This is a genomic window from Burkholderia sp. LS-044 (assembly GCF_004803625.1).
Lineage (GTDB): Bacteria > Pseudomonadota > Gammaproteobacteria > Burkholderiales > Burkholderiaceae > Burkholderia > Burkholderia cepacia.
Genome location: NZ_SSWO01000009.1, coordinates 349,843 through 369,032 on the forward strand (window position 1 = coordinate 349,843; position 19,190 = coordinate 369,032).

22 protein-coding genes are annotated in these 19,190 nt (G+C 64.2%); 17 read left to right on the plus strand and 5 right to left on the minus strand.

Translation table 11 applies throughout. From position 1 onward, the window contains the following. Positions 1-4 precede the first annotated feature (4 nt). From E9536_RS24250 to E9536_RS24275, 6 genes are all read left to right on the plus strand, one after another. The gene (locus E9536_RS24250) at positions 5-661 is read left to right on the plus strand and encodes an urea amidolyase associated protein UAAP2 (RefSeq protein WP_059699337.1); all 657 of its coding nucleotides are present in this window, start codon (positions 5-7) and stop codon (positions 659-661) included. Further along, positions 658-4,245, plus strand: coding sequence for an urea carboxylase (gene uca / locus E9536_RS24255; protein ID WP_136470985.1), 3,588 nt, complete (start codon positions 658-660; stop codon positions 4,243-4,245). Before E9536_RS24250 ends, uca begins: the two co-directional genes overlap by 4 nt. After that, on the plus strand, positions 4,242-6,101 hold the full coding sequence (gene atzF / locus E9536_RS24260) for an allophanate hydrolase (protein ID WP_136470987.1): 1,860 nt from the start codon (positions 4,242-4,244) through the stop codon (positions 6,099-6,101). Before uca ends, atzF begins: the two co-directional genes overlap by 4 nt. Positions 6,102-6,165: 64 nt before the next feature. Further along, complete coding sequence (locus E9536_RS24265) at positions 6,166-7,140, plus strand: ABC transporter permease (protein ID WP_027792689.1); 975 nt, start codon at positions 6,166-6,168, stop codon at positions 7,138-7,140. A 45-nt stretch (positions 7,141-7,185) separates the two neighbouring features. Then, entirely contained in the window at positions 7,186-8,100 is a 915-nt protein-coding gene (locus tag E9536_RS24270) for an ABC transporter ATP-binding protein (protein WP_021158111.1), read from the plus strand. Between the two features lie 124 nt (positions 8,101-8,224). After that, a complete protein-coding gene (locus E9536_RS24275; RefSeq protein ID WP_211097489.1) occupies positions 8,225-8,542 on the plus strand; it encodes a hypothetical protein in 318 nt (105 codons plus the stop codon). Positions 8,543-8,815: 273 nt separating this feature from the next. On the opposite strand, the gene E9536_RS24280 is transcribed toward E9536_RS24275, so the two are convergent. After that, the gene (locus E9536_RS24280) at positions 8,816-9,199 is read right to left on the minus strand and encodes a hypothetical protein (protein ID WP_021158088.1); all 384 of its coding nucleotides are present in this window, start codon (positions 9,197-9,199) and stop codon (positions 8,816-8,818) included. Positions 9,200-9,448: 249 nt separating this feature from the next. On the opposite strand from E9536_RS24280, the gene E9536_RS24285 reads away from it, so the two are divergent. The 7 genes from E9536_RS24285 (at position 9,449) to E9536_RS24315 (ending at position 12,221) form a co-directional block, all read left to right on the plus strand. Next, entirely contained in the window at positions 9,449-9,889 is a 441-nt protein-coding gene (locus E9536_RS24285) for an Hsp20/alpha crystallin family protein (RefSeq protein ID WP_060196843.1), read from the plus strand. A 15-nt stretch (positions 9,890-9,904) separates the two neighbouring features. Continuing rightward, complete coding sequence (locus E9536_RS24290; RefSeq protein ID WP_027792686.1) at positions 9,905-10,312, plus strand: Hsp20/alpha crystallin family protein; 408 nt, start codon at positions 9,905-9,907, stop codon at positions 10,310-10,312. Positions 10,313-10,465: 153 nt separating this feature from the next. After that, the gene (locus E9536_RS24295) at positions 10,466-10,627 is read left to right on the plus strand and encodes a hypothetical protein (protein WP_244115788.1); all 162 of its coding nucleotides are present in this window, start codon (positions 10,466-10,468) and stop codon (positions 10,625-10,627) included. A gap of 19 nt (positions 10,628-10,646) precedes the next feature. Beyond that, positions 10,647-11,210, plus strand: a complete 564-nt coding sequence (locus E9536_RS24300; RefSeq protein WP_124920067.1) for an Hsp20/alpha crystallin family protein — start codon at positions 10,647-10,649, stop codon at positions 11,208-11,210. 67 nt (positions 11,211-11,277) lie between these two features. Next, positions 11,278-11,520 (plus strand): hypothetical protein, encoded by a 243-nt coding sequence (locus E9536_RS24305; RefSeq protein WP_059699325.1) that lies wholly within the window; start codon positions 11,278-11,280, stop codon positions 11,518-11,520. Between the two features lie 284 nt (positions 11,521-11,804). Next, positions 11,805-12,023 carry a hypothetical protein gene (locus E9536_RS42175; RefSeq protein ID WP_080981988.1) on the plus strand — a complete coding sequence of 73 codons (219 nt, stop codon included), beginning with the start codon at positions 11,805-11,807 and terminating at the stop codon, positions 12,021-12,023. Positions 12,024-12,035: 12 nt separating this feature from the next. After that, positions 12,036-12,221, plus strand: a complete 186-nt coding sequence (locus E9536_RS24315; RefSeq protein WP_119336727.1) for a hypothetical protein — start codon at positions 12,036-12,038, stop codon at positions 12,219-12,221. Positions 12,222-12,402: 181 nt separating this feature from the next. On the opposite strand, the gene E9536_RS24320 is transcribed toward E9536_RS24315, so the two are convergent. Continuing rightward, on the minus strand, positions 12,403-12,717 hold the full coding sequence (locus E9536_RS24320; RefSeq protein WP_027792681.1) for a hypothetical protein: 315 nt from the start codon (positions 12,715-12,717) through the stop codon (positions 12,403-12,405). A gap of 175 nt (positions 12,718-12,892) precedes the next feature. Here E9536_RS24320 and E9536_RS24325 point away from each other — a divergent pair, with 175 nt between their 5' ends. The 3 genes from E9536_RS24325 (at position 12,893) to E9536_RS24335 (ending at position 14,444) form a co-directional block, all read left to right on the plus strand. Continuing rightward, positions 12,893-13,297 carry a hypothetical protein gene (locus tag E9536_RS24325; RefSeq protein ID WP_136470991.1) on the plus strand — a complete coding sequence of 135 codons (405 nt, stop codon included), beginning with the start codon at positions 12,893-12,895 and terminating at the stop codon, positions 13,295-13,297. A gap of 57 nt (positions 13,298-13,354) precedes the next feature. Continuing rightward, positions 13,355-13,588, plus strand: coding sequence for a hypothetical protein (locus E9536_RS24330; RefSeq protein ID WP_060316699.1), 234 nt, complete (start codon positions 13,355-13,357; stop codon positions 13,586-13,588). A 76-nt stretch (positions 13,589-13,664) separates the two neighbouring features. Further along, positions 13,665-14,444 carry a Fic family protein gene (locus tag E9536_RS24335; protein WP_319000453.1) on the plus strand — a complete coding sequence of 260 codons (780 nt, stop codon included), beginning with the start codon at positions 13,665-13,667 and terminating at the stop codon, positions 14,442-14,444. 667 nt (positions 14,445-15,111) lie between these two features. Here the strand turns inward: E9536_RS24335 and E9536_RS24340 are convergent. Beyond that, on the minus strand, positions 15,112-16,050 hold the full coding sequence (locus tag E9536_RS24340) for a response regulator (protein ID WP_060084679.1): 939 nt from the start codon (positions 16,048-16,050) through the stop codon (positions 15,112-15,114). Positions 16,051-16,295: 245 nt separating this feature from the next. Between E9536_RS24340 and E9536_RS24345 the strand changes: the two genes are divergently transcribed. Further along, on the plus strand, positions 16,296-16,769 hold the full coding sequence (locus tag E9536_RS24345; RefSeq protein WP_021158078.1) for a thioesterase family protein: 474 nt from the start codon (positions 16,296-16,298) through the stop codon (positions 16,767-16,769). A 13-nt stretch (positions 16,770-16,782) separates the two neighbouring features. Here E9536_RS24345 and E9536_RS24350 read toward each other — a convergent pair whose 3' ends face one another. Both E9536_RS24350 and E9536_RS24355 read right to left on the minus strand, forming a co-directional pair. Further along, the gene (locus tag E9536_RS24350) at positions 16,783-18,225 is read right to left on the minus strand and encodes a sensor histidine kinase (protein WP_136470993.1); all 1,443 of its coding nucleotides are present in this window, start codon (positions 18,223-18,225) and stop codon (positions 16,783-16,785) included. Between the two features lie 20 nt (positions 18,226-18,245). Continuing rightward, positions 18,246-18,635, minus strand: a complete 390-nt coding sequence (locus tag E9536_RS24355) for a hypothetical protein (RefSeq protein ID WP_136470995.1) — start codon at positions 18,633-18,635, stop codon at positions 18,246-18,248. Positions 18,636-19,190: the final 555 nt, after the last annotated feature.

A 19,190-nucleotide genomic window follows, 5' to 3' on the forward strand; every position in this document is an offset into this window, starting at 1 on the left:
CACCATGCCGATCATCGAAAGCCGCCTCGACCCGCGCGACGCGATCCACGACATCACGCTGAACGCGGGCGAACCGTGGCTGCACGACCTGAAGCGCGGGCAGGTCTTCCGCATCCTCGACCTCGAGGGCAACCAGGCCGTCGACACGCTGTTCTACCGGTCCGACGACCCCGAGGAGCGCTACAGCGCGCAGGACACGATCCGCGCGCAGCGCAACCTGTACCTGAGCGCCGGCAGCGTGCTGCTGTCGAGCCGGGGCAACGCGATGGCGACGATCGTCGCCGATACGTGCGGGCGTCACGACACGCTCGGCGGCGCATGCGCGGCCGAGAGCAACACGGTGCGCTATGCGCTCGACAAGCGGCACATGCACAACTGCCGCGACAGCTTCCTCAATGCAATCGCGCACTGCACGTGCGGCACGGGCGCGCGGCTCACCAAGCGCGACCTCGTCGGCAACGTCAACTTCTTCATGAACGTACCCGTCACGCCGCTCGGCGGGCTGACGTTCGAGGACGGCATTTCCGCGCCCGGCAAGTACGTCGAGATGCGCGCGGAGATGGACATCACCGTGCTGATCTCGAACTGCCCGCAACTGAACAACCCGTGCAACGGCTACAACCCGACGCCCGTGCGTCTCACCGTGTGGGAGGCCGAATGAGATTCGCCAAAGTCCTCGTTGCGAACCGCGGCGAAATCGCGTGCCGCGTGATCCGGACGCTGAAGCGGCTCGGCATCGCGTCGGTCGCGATCTACTCGGACGCCGACCGCGACGCGCGTCACGTGACGCTCGCCGACGAAGCCGTGCGGGTCGGCCCCGCGCCGGCGTCGGAGAGCTACCTGAACGTCGCGGCGATCCTCGCAGCCGCGCGCGAGACGGGCGCACAGGCCGTGCATCCCGGCTACGGCTTCCTGTCCGAGCATGCCGGTTTCGCCGATGCATGCGAAGCGGCCGGCGTGCGCTTCATCGGGCCGCGCGGCGACCAGATGCGAGCGTTCGGCCTCAAGCACACCGCGCGCGCGCTCGCGGCCGCACAGGGTGTCGCGCTGCTGCCGGGCACGGGCCTGCTCGACGACGTGGCGACGGCGCTCGCCGAAGCCGATGCGATCGGCTATCCGGTGATGCTGAAGAGTACGGCCGGCGGTGGCGGGATCGGCATGTCGTTGTGCCGTGACGCCGCGCAGCTCGAGGCGGCCTTCGAATCCGTCGTGCGGCTCGGCAACGCGAACTTCGCGCATGCGGGCGTGTATCTCGAGAAATTCGTCGAGCACGCGCGGCATATCGAAGTGCAGATCTTCGGCGATGGCCGCGGCGGCGCGATCGCGCTCGGCGAACGCGATTGCTCCGTGCAGCGCCGTAACCAGAAGGTGATCGAGGAGACACCCGCGCCGGACCTGACCGATGCCGAGCGCGCCACGCTGCACGCGAGCGCGGTGCGGCTCGCCCGCGCGGTCGGCTACGCGTCGGCCGGCACGGTCGAGTTCGTGTTCGACGCGAACGCGCGCCGGTTCTATTTCCTGGAAGTGAACACGCGGTTGCAGGTCGAACATTGCGTGACCGAAGCAGTCACCGGCATCGATCTCGTGGAATGGATGATCCTGCAGGCCGAAGGCGACCTGCCGCCGCTCGACACGCTCGCCGTCGCGCCGCGCGGCGCGAGCATCCAGGTGCGGCTCTATGCGGAAGATCCGCACAAGCAGTTCCAGCCGAGTGCCGGCGTGCTCACGCATGTCGCCTTTCCGGACGACGTGCGCGTCGACGGCTGGATCGACGCGGGCACCGAGGTCAGCGCGCATTACGATCCGTTGCTCGCGAAGCTGATCGTGCGCGGCGATACGCGCCGCGACGCGCTGGCGGCACTGCAGGCCGCGCTGGCGCGGACCGAGCTGTACGGGATCGAAACCAACCTCGACTACCTGCGCGCGATTGCCGGCTCGGATACGTTCGCGCGCGGCGCGCCGACGACGGCGTTCCTGTCGCGCTTCGCATTCGCGCCGCACACGATCGACGTGCTCGACGGCGGCGTGCAGACCACCGTGCAGCAGGCGCCCGGGCGCGTCGGTTACTGGAGCGTCGGCGTGCCGCCGTCCGGTCCGATGGACGATCGCGCGTTCGATCTCGCCAACGCGCTGCTCGGCAACGCACGCGACGCGGCCGGGCTGGAATTCACGATGGTCGGCGCGACGCTGCGCTTCAACACCGCGACGCTGTTCGTGCTCGGCGGTGCGCCGCTCGCGGCAACGCTCGACGGCGAGCCCGCGCCGTTCTGGCAGGTGCTGCGCGCTCGACCGGGCACGGTACTGAAGCTCGGCGGCGTGACGGGCGCGGGCGTGCGCGCGTGCCTGGCCGTGAAAGGCGGGCTGCAGGTGCCCGACTATCTCGGCAGCAAGGCCACCTTCACGCTCGGCCAGTTCGGCGGCCACGCGGGGCGCGCGCTGCGCAAGGGCGACGTGCTGCATCTGCACGCGGACGCGGGGCGCGGCGATGCCGGCGCGACGCTGGCCGAAGACGACATTCCCGCCTTGACGCATGCGTGGACGCTCGGTGTGCTGGACGGGCCGCACGGCGCGCCGGACTTCTTCACGCCGGACGACATCGCGATGCTCTACGGCAAGCAGTGGACGGTCCACTACAACTCGAGCCGCACCGGCGTCCGGCTGCTCGGACCGAAACCGCAATGGGCACGCGCGGACGGCGGTGAGGCCGGCCTGCATCCGTCGAACATCCACGACAACGCGTATGCGATCGGCGCGGTCGATTTCACCGGCGACATGCCGGTGATCCTCGGCCCGGACGGCCCGAGCCTCGGCGGCTTCGTGTGCCCGGTGACGGTCGTGCGCGACGAGCTGTGGAAGCTCGGCCAGTTGCGCCCGGGCGATACGGTGCAGTTCGTGCGCGCGGCCGCTGCGGTCGCGCAACCGACGCGCGACGTCGCCACGGCTGCCTCCGCCGCGCCCGGCGAATGCGTGCTGCATCGCGATCCGTCGGCGGGCGGCGGCATCGGTGTCGTCTACCGGCGCTCGGGCGACCGCAACGTGCTGGTCGAATACGGGCCGCTCGTGCTCGACCTGAACCTGCGTTTTCGCGTGCATGCCCTCATGTGCTGGCTCGACGCGCACCGGTTGCCCGGCATGCTCGACCTGACACCGGGCATCCGCTCGCTTCAGGTGCAGTTCGATGCACGCGTGCTGCCGCTCGATGCACTGCTCGCGCATCTGCAGACTGCGGAGCGGGAACTCTCCGACGTGGCCGACATGCGCGTGCCGAACCGCATCGTGCACTTGCCGCTGTCGTGGGACGACCCGTCGACGCGCATCGCGATCGAGCGCTACATGCAGTCGGTGCGGCCCGATGCGCCGTGGTGTCCGAGCAATATCGAGTTCATCCGGCGGATCAACGGGCTGGCGAGCATCGACGACGTGAAGCGCATCGTGTTCGACGCGCGTTATCTGGTGATGGGGCTCGGCGATGTCTACCTCGGTGCGCCGGTCGCGACGCCGATCGATCCGCGGCACCGGCTCGTGACGACCAAATACAACCCCGCGCGTACCTGGACACCCGAGAACGCGGTCGGTATCGGCGGCGCGTATCTGTGCGTGTACGGCATGGAAGGGCCCGGCGGCTACCAGTTCGTCGGCCGTACCGTCCAGATGTGGAACCGTCACCGCACCACTCGGGAGTTCGAAGCCGGCAAGCCGTGGCTGCTGCGCTTCTTCGACGAGATCCGCTTCTACGAAGTCAGCGAGGCCGAGCTGGCTGCGCTGCGCGCGGATTTCATCGCGGGCCGCGCGTCGCTGAAGATCGAGGAATCCGTGTTCGACCTGGGCGCGTACAACCGCTTCCTGCGCGACGAGGCGGAGTCGATCGCGACGTTCAAGGCCGCGCAGCAAACCGCGTTCGAAGCCGAGCGCGAGCGGTGGCGAGCGGCCGGGCACGCGGAGTACGTCGGCGAAGCGGAGCAGGGCGACGCGCAGGCGGCGCGGGAAACGGCCGCGCTCGACGATACGCAGCGCGCGATTGCCGCGGACGTGTCGGGCAGCGTGTGGAAGGTGCTGGTCGAACCCGGCGAGCGCGTGACCGAAGGGCAGGTCGTCGCGATCGTCGAATCGATGAAGATGGAGGTGGCGGTGACGGCAATGGAAGACGGCACGATCGAGACAATCGATTGCGCGCCGGGCGCGGCGGTCGTGGCCGGCCAGCGGCTGATGGTGCAGAAGACCGGCGCCGCCGAGGAGGTGGCATGAGCACGACACAACGTTCGCCGCTGCCCGGGCCGGGCTCGATCGCCGCGCTGCGTGCGTGCTACGAGGCGGGCACCCTGACGCCGCACACGCTCGTCGACGCGATCGCCGCGCATTTCGACGCGGGCGATCCGCATCATGCGTGGATCCGGCCGCTGACGCATGCCGAGATGACGACCTACGCCGACGCGCTCGCCGGACGCGACATCGCGTCGCTGCCGCTCTACGGCGTGCCGTTCGCGATCAAGGACAACATCGACCTCGCCGGCATTCCGACGACGGCGGCCTGTCCGGCCTATGCGTACACGCCGGATCGCAGCGCGCCCGTCGTCGAGCGATTGATCGCAGCCGGCGCGATTCCGGTCGGCAAGACCAATCTCGACCAGTTCGCGACCGGGCTGTCGGGGCAGCGCTCGCCGTACGGCGCGTGCCGCAATGCGCTCGATCCGCGCTATGCGTCGGGCGGATCGAGTTCCGGGTCGGCGGTGGCGGTCGCGCTCGGCGTCGCGGCGTTCTCGCTGGGGACCGACACGGCCGGTTCCGGGCGCGTGCCGGCAGCGTTTCACGGGCTCGTCGGACTCAAGCCGACTCGCGGCGTGCTGAGTACGCTCGGCGTCGTGCCGGCTTGCCGGTCGCTCGATTGCGTGTCGGTGTTCGCGCACTCGCCGGCCGACGCACGGTCGGTGTTCGCCGTCGCGCAGGGCGTGACGGAAGGTGATCCCTACGGGCGCGCATGGCAGCCGCTGCCGGATGTCGACCGGGGGCGTTCGCTCGGCCAGTGGGGTTTCGGCGTACCGCGTGCCGATCAGCTCGAATTCTTCGGCGACGAATCGTATCGTGCAGCCTGGGAGGCGGCGCTCGAACGCCTGCGGGCGACGGGCGCGCGGATCGTCGAGATCGATTTCAGCCCGTTCCTGGCCGCCGCGCGGCTGCTCTACGAGGGCCCGTGGGTTGCCGAGCGGCTTGCCGCACTCGGCGCATTCGCCGCGCGGGAGCCCGATGCGCTCCATCCGGTGATTCGCACGATCGTCGGCGGCGCGTCGCGCTTCAGCGCGGCCGACGCGTTCGCCGCGTTCGACCGGCTCGCGACGCTGCGCATCGAGGCGGGCCGCGCATGGGCCGGGCTCGACGCGATCGTGATGCCGACCTCGGCCACGACCGCGACCGTGGACGCGCTCGAAGCCGATCCGATCGGCATCAATTCGCGCTTCGGCTACTACACGAACTTCGTCAACCTGCTCGACCTGTCGGCGATCGCGGTGCCTGCCGGCGTCTGCAAGACCGGGGCGCACGCGGGCTTGCCGTTCGGGATCACGTTCGTCGGCCGCGCGCACGACGATGCGCGGCTGCTCGATCTCGCGCAGGCGTGGGGCGACGGCGATCAGGCTGTCCGTGAGTCCGGGGGCGCTGCAACGGCGGATGCGGCGCCGATGGATTCCACCGGCGTCGTGCGCGTGGCCGTCGTCGGTGCGCATCTGCGAGGCGAGCCGTTGAACGGGCAGCTCACGCAGCGACGCGCGCGTTTCGTCGCGGCGACGACGACGGCGGCCACGTACCGTCTCTACGCGCTGTCCGGCGCGGCATCCGGCGGCAGCGTCGCCAAGCCGGGGCTCGTGCGCGTGCCGGACGGCGGTGCGCCGATCGCGGTCGAGATCTGGGAGATGCCGGTCGACGCGTACGGCAGTTTCGTCGCGGGCATTGCGGCGCCGCTCGGCATCGGCACGCTGACGCTCGCCGACGGGTCGCGCGTGCAGGGCTTCCTGTGCGAAAGCGCGGCGCTCGACGAGGCGACGGACATCACGCGCTTCGGCGGCTGGCGGGCTTACCGCGCCCACGCCGCGGGCAGCGCCTCGCAATGAACGTCCGGTCGCGCGATGCCATGGGCGCTGCGCGACCGGCACCCGAAACGATACGGAGATTTCCATGTCAATGACCCGCAACACGACCGGATGGCTGGCCGTGCGCCGCGAACTGACGACGCGCGGCAAATGGACGCTCGGCCTGGCGTCCTTCCTGCTGCCGTTCGCCGTCTGGTGCCTGATCAGCTATGTGCCGTTCGTCTGGCATCCGCAGATGCGCATCACGAATCCGGGAAGCGTCGACTATTTCCAGACCGGCATGCAGATCGATCGCGACGTCTTCGACGACGAGCTCGCGCATGCACGGGAGATGCATGCGGCCGTGCCGGAGGGCGTGCGCGCGAATCCGGTCTACCTGCCCGCGCCGCACCAGGTGTTGCGCGCGTTCTACACCGCATTCACGACCCCGCCCGCATCCCGCGACGGCGTATGGCTGCACGAGAGCCTGTGGCACAGCATCCGGATCATTTTCTGGGGCTTCGTGATCTCGTCCGCGATCGGTGTGCCGCTCGGCATCGTCTGCGGCACCTTCAGCGCGCTCGCGAGACTTCAGGAGCCGTTCCTGGAGTTCTTCCGCTACCTGCCCGCGCCGGCGTTCGGCGCGCTGATGGTCGCGATCCTGGGCATTTACGACGCACCGAAGATCGCGATCATCGTGATCGGGACGCTGTTCCAGCAGGTGCTGATCATCGCGAACACGACACGCAAGCTCGAATACGGGCTGTTCGAGGCCGCGATGACGCTCGGCACGAAGAAGCTCAAGCTGCTCACCCACGTCGTGATTCCCGGTGTGCTGCCGGACCTGTATCGCGACCAGCGGATCCTGCTCGGCTGGGCGTGGACTTACCTGATCGTTGCCGAACTCGTCGGCACCAGTTCGGGCATCACGTGGTACATCAGCCAGCAGGCGCGCTACCAGCATTTCGACAACGTGTATGCGGCGATCCTGATGATCGGGGTCATCGGCCTCGGGACCGACATCGTGCTCGGGGTGCTCGGCCGCAAGCTGTTTCCGTGGGACCGCACGCTGAAAGCGTGATGCCCTTCGATTCGCAACCGTCAACCGATTTCCGCAGAGGGCATCATGCAGAATCCGCAAGCCGTTCCCGAGTACCTGATGCAGTCCGACGCGGTGCGCGAGCGCTTCGCACGACTGAAAACCCGCGACGTGATACTCGACGTGCGCCACGTCGGCAAGCGCTTCGCGACGCCGCAGGGCGAGTGCGTCGCGCTCGACGACATCAGCTTCCGTACGCACCGCCGCGAATTCGTGTGCGTGATCGGCCCGTCCGGTTGCGGCAAGTCGACGCTGATCCGCATCCTGGCGGGGCTCGAAGCGCAGACAAGCGGCGAAGTGCTGCTGGACGGCAAGCCTGTGCAGGGGCCGGGCGCCGATCGCGGGATGGTGTTCCAGGGCTATACGCTGTTTCCGTGGCTCACCGTGAAGAAGAACGTGATGTTCGGTCTCCGGATGAACGGGAGCAGCAGCGGCGAGGCCGAACGCGAAGCGCTGCAGTGGCTCGATCTCGTCGGGCTGACGCGCTTCGCCGACGTGTATCCGCACCAGTTGTCCGGCGGGATGAAGCAGCGCGTGGCGATCGCCCGTGCGCTGGCGAACCGCCCGCGCATCCTGCTGATGGACGAGCCGTTCGGTGCGCTCGACGCGCAGACGCGCGCGCGGATGCAGACGCATCTGCTCGACATCTGGCGCAATATCGACGTGACGATCCTGTTCATCACGCACGATCTCGACGAGGCGATTTTCCTGGCGGATCGCATTCTCGTTCTCAAGGCGAATCCGGGCGCGGTGCAGGAGTTGATCGAGGTGCCGGTGCCACGGCCGCGCGATTATTCGCAGGTCAATTCGCCGGCGTTCGTCGCGACGAAGGCGCGGCTCGAAGCGCTGATTCATCCGAAGGAGGCCGTGCCTGCCGATGACGACGACGGTGTGAAGCCGCACATGATCCGGATGACGGACGTGTCGGACAACGTCGAGTAGACCGGGACGGGGAACGGCCGGGCGATCGGCACGGGCGCGGTCGGGCGCGTGCCGGAGGCGACGTGTTCGGGCTCTGTCCACGTAGGTAGTCGTAGCCGACGGCCCAGGGCTGGCGCGTCTGGTCTTGGCCGCCCGCGTTGCGGCCTCGATCCTGATCGAGCCGCACCTGGAGGAGTTCGGCACGCGTTTTTTCGCGCTCGGCCTAGAACTGGTCATGGACGACAGCCTGGCCAACATCGTGGCGGACGGATGCGATGTCGGCATCCGGATCGGCGAGAGCCTCGCGCCGCACGTGATTGCCGTCTCCATCACGCCGTCACTGGAGATGGCGGCGGTCGGCACGCCGGCGTATTTCAGGGGCCATGGCGTACACGCGACGCCGGCCGATCAGCGGCGCCATTCATCCGTGCATCGGACGACTCGCATGTCATCGGTCGCATGATCCGGATCGGAGGCGATGATGCGGATGAAATGGACGCCGCGCACGGTAGTGCATGCGCCCTGGAAGCGCTCCCGCCGGGTCGGCCGATCGGAAATGCGAAGTCCGGCGTCGGTGCAAACCGGGTTCCGGAATCCGGTCAGGTAATACGTCCTTTCACCGCGCCCCGCTGGTTAAGCTACGGCAACAACAGCAAGTGCACGGTGCTGCTTGCCTGGCCGAGCTGAATGTCGGTCACGACCCCGTCGACGCATGGCCGAGCGCTGGACCGATCGGTCAGCGGGTCGGCGGGGCCGTACTCAGCTTCTCCGACAGCATCCGCTCGTACACGCCAAAGTGCAGATCGACCTCCTTTTGCGTGACCGGGGTGACCGTGATGTTGATCTGGTCGGGCAACAGGCCCAGCACAACCGCAACCGCGGCTTCAAGTTGCGGTGCACAAACCTTGTCCTCCGCCATCGTCGTGCCGACCAGCACGTCGTAGGTCTGTTCGTGCCGGCAGACGACCTCGACGAGTCGCGCCCGCGCGCTCATGTTGTTGTCGATCGCGAGCCTGACGACCTCGGTCACAGTGCGCATCGTCTCGGTCGGAAAGCCCTTCGTCGAGCGCAGCCGGATACGATGCCTGCCCAGCGTAAGCCAGTCCGTGTCGAATTCCATGGCGTCCTCCGCATGCAGTTCCAAGCCGCTGCGATGATAGGTTCCAGCACCGGAATTTCAAGTGCAAAAATCTGCCGACGCACCTTGAAATTTTTCGCGGAGTGCCTATCTTAGGTTTCGCTCAGGCAGATGCGCGGGCCTCCGGATCCCGCGCGCTGCGTGTTTCGATTTGTTTGCCGACAGTCTGGCAGGCGAACTGGAGCGCGTAGGCCCGTTCGCCTCCCGGCTGCATTCAAGGAGGATACGATCATGAGCGATCTTTACTTCGGAACCGACCTCTTCAGCGAGTTCGACCGCCTGCAGCAGCAGATGGCGCAACTCCTCGGCGGCTTTCCGTCCAGCATCCGCGCTGGCCGGCTTGGCGCGTTTCCTCAGATCAATATCGGTGCGACCGACGAGTCGATCGAGATCGTCGCCTTCGCCCCGGGCATCAACGCCGCCGAACTCGACGTATCGATCGACAAGGGCTTGCTGACCATCAGCGGCGAACGCAAATCGACACAGCCCGGTACTGGCAGCGAGACGCGTACGTATGCGCAGGAGCGCTTTGCCGGCGCCTTCAGGCGCGTCATCGAGCTGCCCGACACCGCCGATCCCGACAAGGTGCAGGCGCGCTACGAAAATGGCTGTCTGTCGATCAGTGTCGGCAGGCGCGAATCGTCCAAGCCGCGCGCCATCACTATCCAGTAATCCGAGGAGCCGATCATGAATGACACGACCCAACTGGCCGAACGCGGCCCGTCCACCGTGGCACGTCGCGACACGGAACAGCCCAAGCGCCGGATCACGCTCGTCCCGGCCGTCGACATATACGAGGACAGCCAGGTCGTCACGCTATGGGCGGATCTGCCCGGCGTGACGAGGGACAAGCTGGACGTCAAGGTTCACGACAACAGCCTCTCGATCGAGGCCGAGGCGGCGGTGCCGACGCCGGCAAATCTGCGGCTGCAGCATGCCGAGGTCCGCGAACCGCACTTCGCCCGGACGTTCACGCTGTCACCGGACTTCGATACGTCACGGATAGAGGCGAGCCTTCACGACGGGGTGCTGAAGCTGACAATCCCGCGCCGCGACGAGGCGCGCCCACGGCGCGTTGAAGTCAGGACCAGCTGATCCTTCGGCAACGGCAGGTCGGCAACCAGGGCGGCAGCGATCGCGCTGCCGCCTGCGCGGACCAGGAGCAGCGGGGGGCGGGTGTCTGATGTTACGCAGGAGTCCTGGAAAGGACACGCGATCGATCTCCGCGCCATTCCCGTGCGACGGATCGTGACCCGCCTGTCCGCACTGGAGGGCTACATCGCTATCGTCCGGATCGAACGGAACGATGAGGTGTCGGCCGACCGGCATCTGCCGCGTTTCAGCAAACGCTGGACAAGCGCGGGCGAAGCGCGGCGCGATGCGGTCGAGTACGCGGTGAAATCAGATTGAAGCTGAATCGGAGGACGCCATGAATACCGATTTGAAAAAGTGGAACCCCTTCAAGTTCCTTCGCGGAACTGCCCGCAAGTCCGATGCGGAAGGCGCGGAAAGCACGCCGACAGGCGAACAGTGGCGGGCTTCGTGGCCTGACATCCCGCGATTGTTCTCACGCGACCCGTGGCGTGCAATGGAGGCGTTCTTTCACGACCCGTTTGCAGGCGGTGGCGCGCTCGAACGCTGGTTTGGCGACTTCAGCTCGTCGCGCTTCCAGCCGCGCATCGACGTCGTCGATGAGGGGCAGGTGCTGCGCGTGACCGCCGAACTGCCCGGAATGGAGCGCGAAGATCTGAAGTTGAGCGTCGAGGATGGAGCAATCGTGCTGCGTGGAGAGAAAAAGCAGGATGTGCGCAGCGAGGAAAACGGCTGCTACCGGCTGGAGCGAGCCCATGGAAGCTTCATGCGCACGATCCCGATGCCGGAAAACGCTGATCCCGACCACACCCTGGCAAAGTTTGATAACGGTGTACTCACGTTGACCGTGCCGAAATCGGAACCGGTGCAGTCCGCCGGTCGCACGATCGATATCGGCTAGGGCAAGCACGCCAAGATCCCGCATCGCCGGGCTCGCTTCGGGTGCAACACGCTGCAGGAGGTGTCATATGCAAACGGACAACGTCATGGAGTATCACGGCTGCGAGGTCCGGCCGGTGGTAACCGTCACCGGAAACAGCCGCTACGCGGCAGCGGCCATTGTCACCGACCGGGCCGGCGAGACACGCACGCTCGGCGTCGATGGCGATTTCGCCAACGCCCAGGAGGCTCGCGATGAAGCGCTGGAGCTTGCCGTCGCATGGATCCAGCAACGCTCGGTCGTTTCGGAGCGGTATGTCCGACGGATCTAGCGTGCCGGTCGAAAGCCGAGGGCCGGGTGCGAAGCAGGCACCTGCGGAATTGATGGGCGATTCGCTCCCGGTTCCGGTGGCCACGACCGGTTAGCGACCGTGAATACAAGCGACGGGAAAGGGTAGAGTCAATACCGGGCCGATAACAAGAGATGTCATGACGTCACGGCTTATGATAGGGAATTGCGCTTACCTTGCTCATGCCCCTGACAGGGCGCCTCAATGGATTGCGGGAGCAAAGAGCCGCGATCGTTTTTTGATCAAACAATGAGTCGAGTCGACGATTGAGCACAAAGCCGCTAACCCTGGAAAACGGGAAATACTGGGCGACGTGTCGCGAGCGAACGGTTTTCGCTGCCACGGCAAATGGATATGGTGACGTCTTTCCCGGTGCAGAGGTGATCGTCAAGGACGGATGGGCTACCTTTACCCGTGACGGCGTCGAGGTGTGGAACTGCAGTGCACGCTATGCAGCCGCACACTTCGACGTTCAGACTGCTTAGGAAAATCCGCACATGAGCCAGCTTGTTCAGATTGCGCCCGGCGTCGTGTTCTCATCTGATGTGCTTGGCGTCGATTGGGCGCGGAAATATCGACAGGACGACGGCGATGCTCAGTCCACGAACCGGCAGGACTTGGCGGTAAACGAAAGCGATCAGGCAGGTCGCACGAGCATGCCGGCTCAGTTGTCGTTGTTGTAGAGAACCGCCGATCGCAGGCACCTTGCGTCTGTCGCGCCTTCGCGTTGCCGCCGACGTTCGCTCCTGCGTCAATGCCCGGCGCCGGCACCGGTTTCTTCCGCGAGTGAGTGCCGGGCCTGACCAAACGTCAACGGGTAGCGCGCACGCGAGCGCGAGGTCGCGCTTCCGTTCGGACCGCCTCTTACGCGTCTTTCAGCCAGGGCATCTCCACGGGTGACACGACCAGTTGCCGGAATTCGCGTTTCAGATCGAAGATGAACCCGACCAGGATCATGGATTCGGCGTAAGGAATCGGAAAGACGTGCGGATTTTCCGGAGTCCGCAGGGGGCGCTCGGGCGTGTCGGCGGTCGCCGCGGCGTTCTCGCGAACGCTTTCCAGTTCTTCAGCCATGGCCGGGTCACCGACTTTCAACACACGGTTGCGCAGGTCGCTGAAGGGCTCGATGCGTGCAGCGTCTTCGTGGTATTCGGGTACTTCGTAAACGAACCAGGACATTTTCGTCTCCCATGAGAAGGGGCGCTATTCTAACGCTGCCCGAGGATCCACCGAAAATCGGCCATGTCGTGCGATGGCGGTGGGTGCTGCGAGGAAGTGGGCCTTCGAGGTGTGATCACCAATGCGTCTCCCTGAGTCACCCGAAAACCGTCGCGACCATGAACCGATACATCGAATGGCGCTGGAAGCGCAGCAAAGTAACGCCGCCCGACCGGAGCAAGTGGCGGGGACTATGCCTGCCGTGCCGCTCATCTTGACGCACAAGCGTACACGCCACGAGTTGAACGTGAAGCGTCCCGTCAACGACGACGGCGAAACGTTCAAACATCTCGCGGTGGACAGCCTTCAGCACGATGTAACCGGACTGTACCGCGCCGCTGGTTTCGGTCGAGGGATTTCAAGCCACCCAAGATGCCGGACCTTCGCGAATCGCCTTATTGCACAGCGTCACTCAATCGAAACGGTGCAGTCACTTCTCGGCCACATCCATCTTGATCATTTCGCTCCATATCTCAAGATCTCGAAGAAGGCGAGGCGCAAGGCGATGGCCGATCTCGACGGATTTTTCGCTGATGCTTGATTGTCATCCCCGTTGGGGATATAAGTCCGGAAGTGACTTTGACCGTTGAATTGACGCATGACTACGAAGGAAGATCTCGCAGCACTTCCCCAGCAGGAACTGCTGCGCGTAGCGATGGATCGACTAGGTATGACGCGAGCGGAGTTTGCCGCGCGCTTGAGCATTGCCGTGCGGACGCTGGACAAGTGGCTTCTGCCGGCAGACTCGCCAGACTCGCGCACCATGCCCGATATGGGCCGATCATACGTGCTGGAAATCCTGCAGTGGCAGAAAATGCGGAAACCCGCTTGATTGTCCCCATTGGGGATATATACTGACGAATAGTGAACCTCGCCTTGAGAAGCAAATGCCGAATCAAACTTCCGCGCTGCTGAACACGATCGACGCCGACAAGGCGACACTCGACGCCGCGCGTCCGCTGCCACAGCACACCGTTGCCTCGCTGCGCGAAAAGTTGTTGCTCGAGTGGACGTATCACTCGAACGCGATCGAGGGCAACACGCTGACGCTGCGAGAAACCAAGGTGGTGCTCGAAGGCATCACGGTCGGCGGAAAATCCCTTCGCGAGCACTTCGAGGCGACAAACCATCGTGACGCGATCGTCTATGTCGAGGACATCGTGGCGAAAGCGGAGGCACTGTCGGAATGGCAGATTCGCAACATCCACAGTCTCGTGTTGAAGGGCATCGATGCTGAAGAAGCGGGCCGGTATCGCCGCGAAAACGTGGTGATCGCGGGTGCGAGTACAACCCCGCCGGATTTCATGCATCTGCCTGCTGAAATGGCCGCGCTGATCGACTGGTATGAGGCGGCCGGAGACAGGCATCCGGTCGAGCGGGCGGCGGAACTGCACACGCGATTCGTGAAGATCCATCCGTTCATTGATGGCAACGGGCGGACGGGGCGGCTGCTGCTCAACTTCGAGTTGATGAAGGCGGGCTATCCGCCCGCGATCATCCGCAAAGAGGATCGGCTTGCCTACTACGACGCGCTCGACAAAGCATGTGTTAGTGGCGATTACGGCGACATTACGCGACTGGTTGCCGAATCTGCACAACGCTCGCTTGACACATATCTCGACGTGCTCGGGCTGCGTCATACACCCGCACCGGATACGGCTCCGCCGTCGCCGGGTTTTCGGCCGTAATCAAATATGAACTGGTTTCAGAAGAATTTATAAGGAACGAACCCGTTATTGAGCGTTTGGACGCGCAGACGATCTGCATTTCGAGTCCTTCGTCTCGGTATCGGAAGGGGCGTTCAACGACATTCTGGATCAGATATCGCCCTCATACAGCAGGTCCTGAGCGGATCACGTTCTCGCGGGCGACGACACGTGCAATACGCACGCGCAGATCGAGCACATCGAAATGTCTGGGGCAGAATTCACCCGGTCTCGCCGTGCAAGCGCCGCGCGGCGACACGCGCGTCACGGAGCCACGATCGACCGCGATGGGCGCCGGCCGGAAACGTGCTGCCGACCCATCGAGGTCGCGCAGGGATAGCAGGGAGCCTTGATTTTGCTGCGTTTTATCGGCGTAGATCGAACCAGATCCGCCAAGGCTTACCACGCGGCATCTGAAACAATACTCAGCGGTATCAGTCGCTTGCTGAATGGCCCTTCCGCACTTCTGATACCTGCCCTGAATGAATGTGCCGCCTGATTGGAATAGTGGGTGGCCCTCGGAATAGGGCGCTATTGAAACAAAAGTCCGTGCCGCCGATAACTGTCAACATTGACAGGGATTGCTTCAAATCGAGTTCTTGCCGGCTCGACGACAGCACCACCTGATTGAAGACAGGCAGATGATCCCTCAAGCGTGACGCCATTTCGCCAACGTCGGCAGCTCGCGTTCGGTGGCCGTATCGTCCAGACGGGTCCAGCTGTAAAACGTGCCGTCCCATCCCGGAACGGGCAGGGGCGCCGCGCATTTGACGTCGGCGAGGCCCGGCCGATAGGCCTGCGATGGCCAGAACAGCGGCATGATGCTGCGCGCCTCCATGCCTTGGCGCAATTCGGCCGGACCGTTCGCGTCGGCCACGATATCGCAGTGAAACGACCAATCCTCTTCGTTCCAGGCGAGAAATACACTCGGCGCGCCCGCGGCGTCGAACATCAGCACCGCGTCCTGATTGGGGCGCCAGTAGTATTCGACGATGCCTTCCCGCGCGGCCACCTCGTCGATCAGTTTGACGATCCTCGGATCCCGGTAGGTCGACCCTGCTTCATGCAGGCTGATGTGCCCGCGAGCCGCGCAGTGCTTGCGTTTCGCGTTGTCCAGCACGGTTGCCAGCTTGCGTGGCATCTCGACGTCGGTTTTCTTCAGAAAGCAATCGATCAGTCCCGCGTTGAACGCGTCCACCGCCTCGCGCTCGTCGGCGACGCCGGTGAGCAGGATTTTCATGCAGTTTGCGTTGCGGATGGAGGAAAGAAGCTGGATGCCGTCGACCTCCGGCATTGAAAAGTCCACGACCACCGCGCCCACCGCCTCGAATCGGGCGGGATCGGTGAGCGCATCCTCGCCGATGGCATTGCCGCCTTTTTTCTCCGCACCGAAATAGTCCGCGGCCGTTGGTGGCATCTCCACGTCACGCGACGACACGAAGTCGAGCGCCACCCGGGGTTGCGTAAAAAAGCGGTTCAGGTGTTCGTCCGGAAATGCGCCCCGCAGTGCCTGCAGGAAATCCGGATTGTCGTCGACAAACACCACGGACACGGGATAGAGCACCGGCTGCCTGACGAAGGTTTGCATACGAGTGTCGATAAATCAGCAGAAAAAGATTCGATAACGGAGACGCGTTTCCAAAAAATGACGGCCGCGTTGCATGACCGCGCCAATTATCGGGCGAAAGTGGGATTTACATCAACCATTTGTCAACCACTAATTTGGCATGTATTGACCGAAGCGCTCAACAGAATTGCACGGCGAGAATCTGGCCATTCCTTCTCGTTGAAGGAATGCGCCGCTACCGCCAGTAGCGATTCAAGGAGTTATCCATGTTGACGCAAGACGCGATTCTTCACGTCCTTTCCAACGAAACGGCACATCAGTCCGAAAAAACCTTCCACCACGTGGTCGACATTTACCTCAAGGATTCCAATGCCTTCATGAATACCTATTTCGCACGCTACTTCGAATGGCAGGGCGTGTGCCGTGAACGCTGGTTTCACGAATGCATCCACAACAACCTGCTGGCGGCCGGCGGGTCGTTCGTGACGAAGCGCGCGCATCAGGAATACGTCCAGGAGACGTTTCCGTTCCAGCGGGTCGACTGCTTCCTCAATACGTTCGAGGTTCGGCAGTGTTCGGCGTATCTGCTGTTTCGCTTCTACGTCGACGGGCGACAGGTGTCGCTGGGGTACCAGCAGATCGTGTTTGCCGGGCCCGACAAGCGGATCAGCCGGTTTCCGGCGGGCATCATCGAGCGCGTCAAGGCGTATGAACTGATCCTGCCGTCCGCCGCGAACTGAAGGTGAGACTGCCTTACCCGATGCGATAGTGCCGGGTGGGCGCCGGCGGATCGCGCAATGCCTGGTCCGCCGGCGAACCGGGCTCCGGCAGCCGAATCGTGAACGTGGTCCGCACGCCGGGGATGGATTCACACGCGATGGCGCCGCCGAGCGCTTCGCATGCGCGACGACAGAAGCTCAATCCCATGCCGGCGCCGCACCCGTGCGACTTGGTCGAGAAGAAGGCGTCGAAGATTTGAGGGAGCACCTCGGCAGCGATGCCCGGACCCGTGTCGCTGAAACGCACCACGCAGTAACCGTTGCTGCGATGAGCGTCGATCTCGATCTGCCCACGGCCGCTTGCGTCGATCGCATACAGGGCGTTTTTCAGCAGGTTGAAGATGACGAAGATCACGAGCGAGTCGGTTCCGGAGAACCGGAGGTCCGGATCGATCGCGCCGACCGACACGCGGTCGCGTTCCCCCGGACGGAAGGGAAAGCGATCCACCGCGGCGTCGACACAGGCCCGTATCGGATAGGCCGCGAAGCCGTGGCGATCGAGGCGGTCCAGCGTAAAGGACGCCAGCGACATTTCGACCACGGTGCTCGTGGTGTCGACCTGGCGCCGGATCGACGATGCGAGCGTCGGCAGCCGGTCGAGCTGCCCCGGATACAAGCTGTCGGCGCACAACCGGTGCTCCACCGCCAGCCGATACCCGCGCAGCAGCGCCGGCAGGACGTTGCGCAGCTCGTCCGCATGCAGGCCGATCGCCGCCAGCGGCGTGGCCACTTCGTGCGCGACCGTCGCGGCCAGGAGATAGGGGCCCATCAGGCCATAGCGGACGATCGACGTCGCGAGAATCCCGAGACTCATCGCAATGAACAGTACCCCCACCGGATAGAACTCGACGCCGTAGTTCACCGCGTAGTCGGTGGCCGCGAGCGAGTAGAGGCCCAGGCTGACGAGACATTGCGTGAGCAGTTGCCGGACATCCCGCGCGCGCGTCTGTCGTCGTGCCTCGATCAGGAGCCAGCCGCTGCGGCCGACCAGGAGGACGGTCTGCACGACGTGCAGCGGATGCAGTGGGCCCGCCTTGGGATACGGGCCGAAGAAATGCAGGCGGAATCCATCGACGACCCCATTGCCCGTGACCAGCAATATGGCCAGCAGCACGCAGAGGCCGTAGGAGGCGAACATGAACGGCCGCTCGTCACGACGCGACACGATCTCCGTCACGAAATGATAGAAGGTCGTCGGCAGGAACAGGATGAACAGATAACCTGCTTTGACCAGCAAGTTGGCGACGTCCGCGTCGGTCGTCTGGAACAGGAAGGCCCACGTTCCCTGCCAGACGAAGGTCGCCGCGCACATCAAGGCGAACGGGACGGATACCCGCGTGAGGCCCTTGGTGGCCAGCACGTAGAGGCCGAACCCGAGAAACAACGCAGAGACGAACGCGGGCAAGATCGAGTACATGATGCGTGAATCCACAATGTTCACTGGTCGCGCACCACTGTACTGTACTGTCCTGGCCGGTGCCGGTTGCGAGAGTAGCACGCAGCGGCAGGCGAGCGAGCGCGGGCGGGTTTGTCCACGAGGGTTTCGCGCATCTCGATTGCGGATCGTGCGCGTGGCGGATCCTGAATAGGATAATCGATCGCCGTCGTGATCAGGAACTGGCCATGGGCTAAAACTTTGCCGCACGCGAACCATGCATTCACGATTGCATTCGTTATTGCGATCGCGCGAACTATCGCCGTGACAAATGGCGGGAACCGCGCAGTAACAAACGCTGCGGCCGATCGGGTGAAGCGGGAATTCGAACAATGCAACAATTTGCCGCAGCCAACTGTTCGATCAGCGGATGAACTGTTCTCGATTTTCAAGCGATTTTTCGAAGCAATCGCGCCGATCGAACACGAAATCCATAATAATCGACCGAACCGTTACATCTTTCCGGGAACCCGCGTTCCCTGTCATGGAAAAATGACGTCAGCCGGATAGCAGATGCATGCTTGCGGTAAACACCGCGGGCTACGCATTAACACCGAGTTTCGCGAATATTTCGCGATGCTCGAAAATCGCACGGATTATCGAATCAAATTCGATGCCCATGGCCGCGGCACGGCCATCATGGAATCAGCATGACTTTTTTGCGGTCCGCGACGTCCTGGATGACCTTAAACCTGTCCAGCTCGCGCATCGTCATCGTGATCCGTTCCAGCCATCGCAGCCTCCGGCGCTGGATTCCCAGCGGCCGATCAGCTTACGATGGGTCGAAAAGCGGATATTTCAATCTAGCCGCTACAAAATCTGTCATACCCGGATTCAGATGTCCACCTTCCAGCTATTTAGAGATGTCCGGTTTTAAGGTCGGTTTTGCTGCGTCTCTTTCCTCGCTTTAACCGTTACGCAGTGTCGAAGGCCGGCGCCTGAACGGG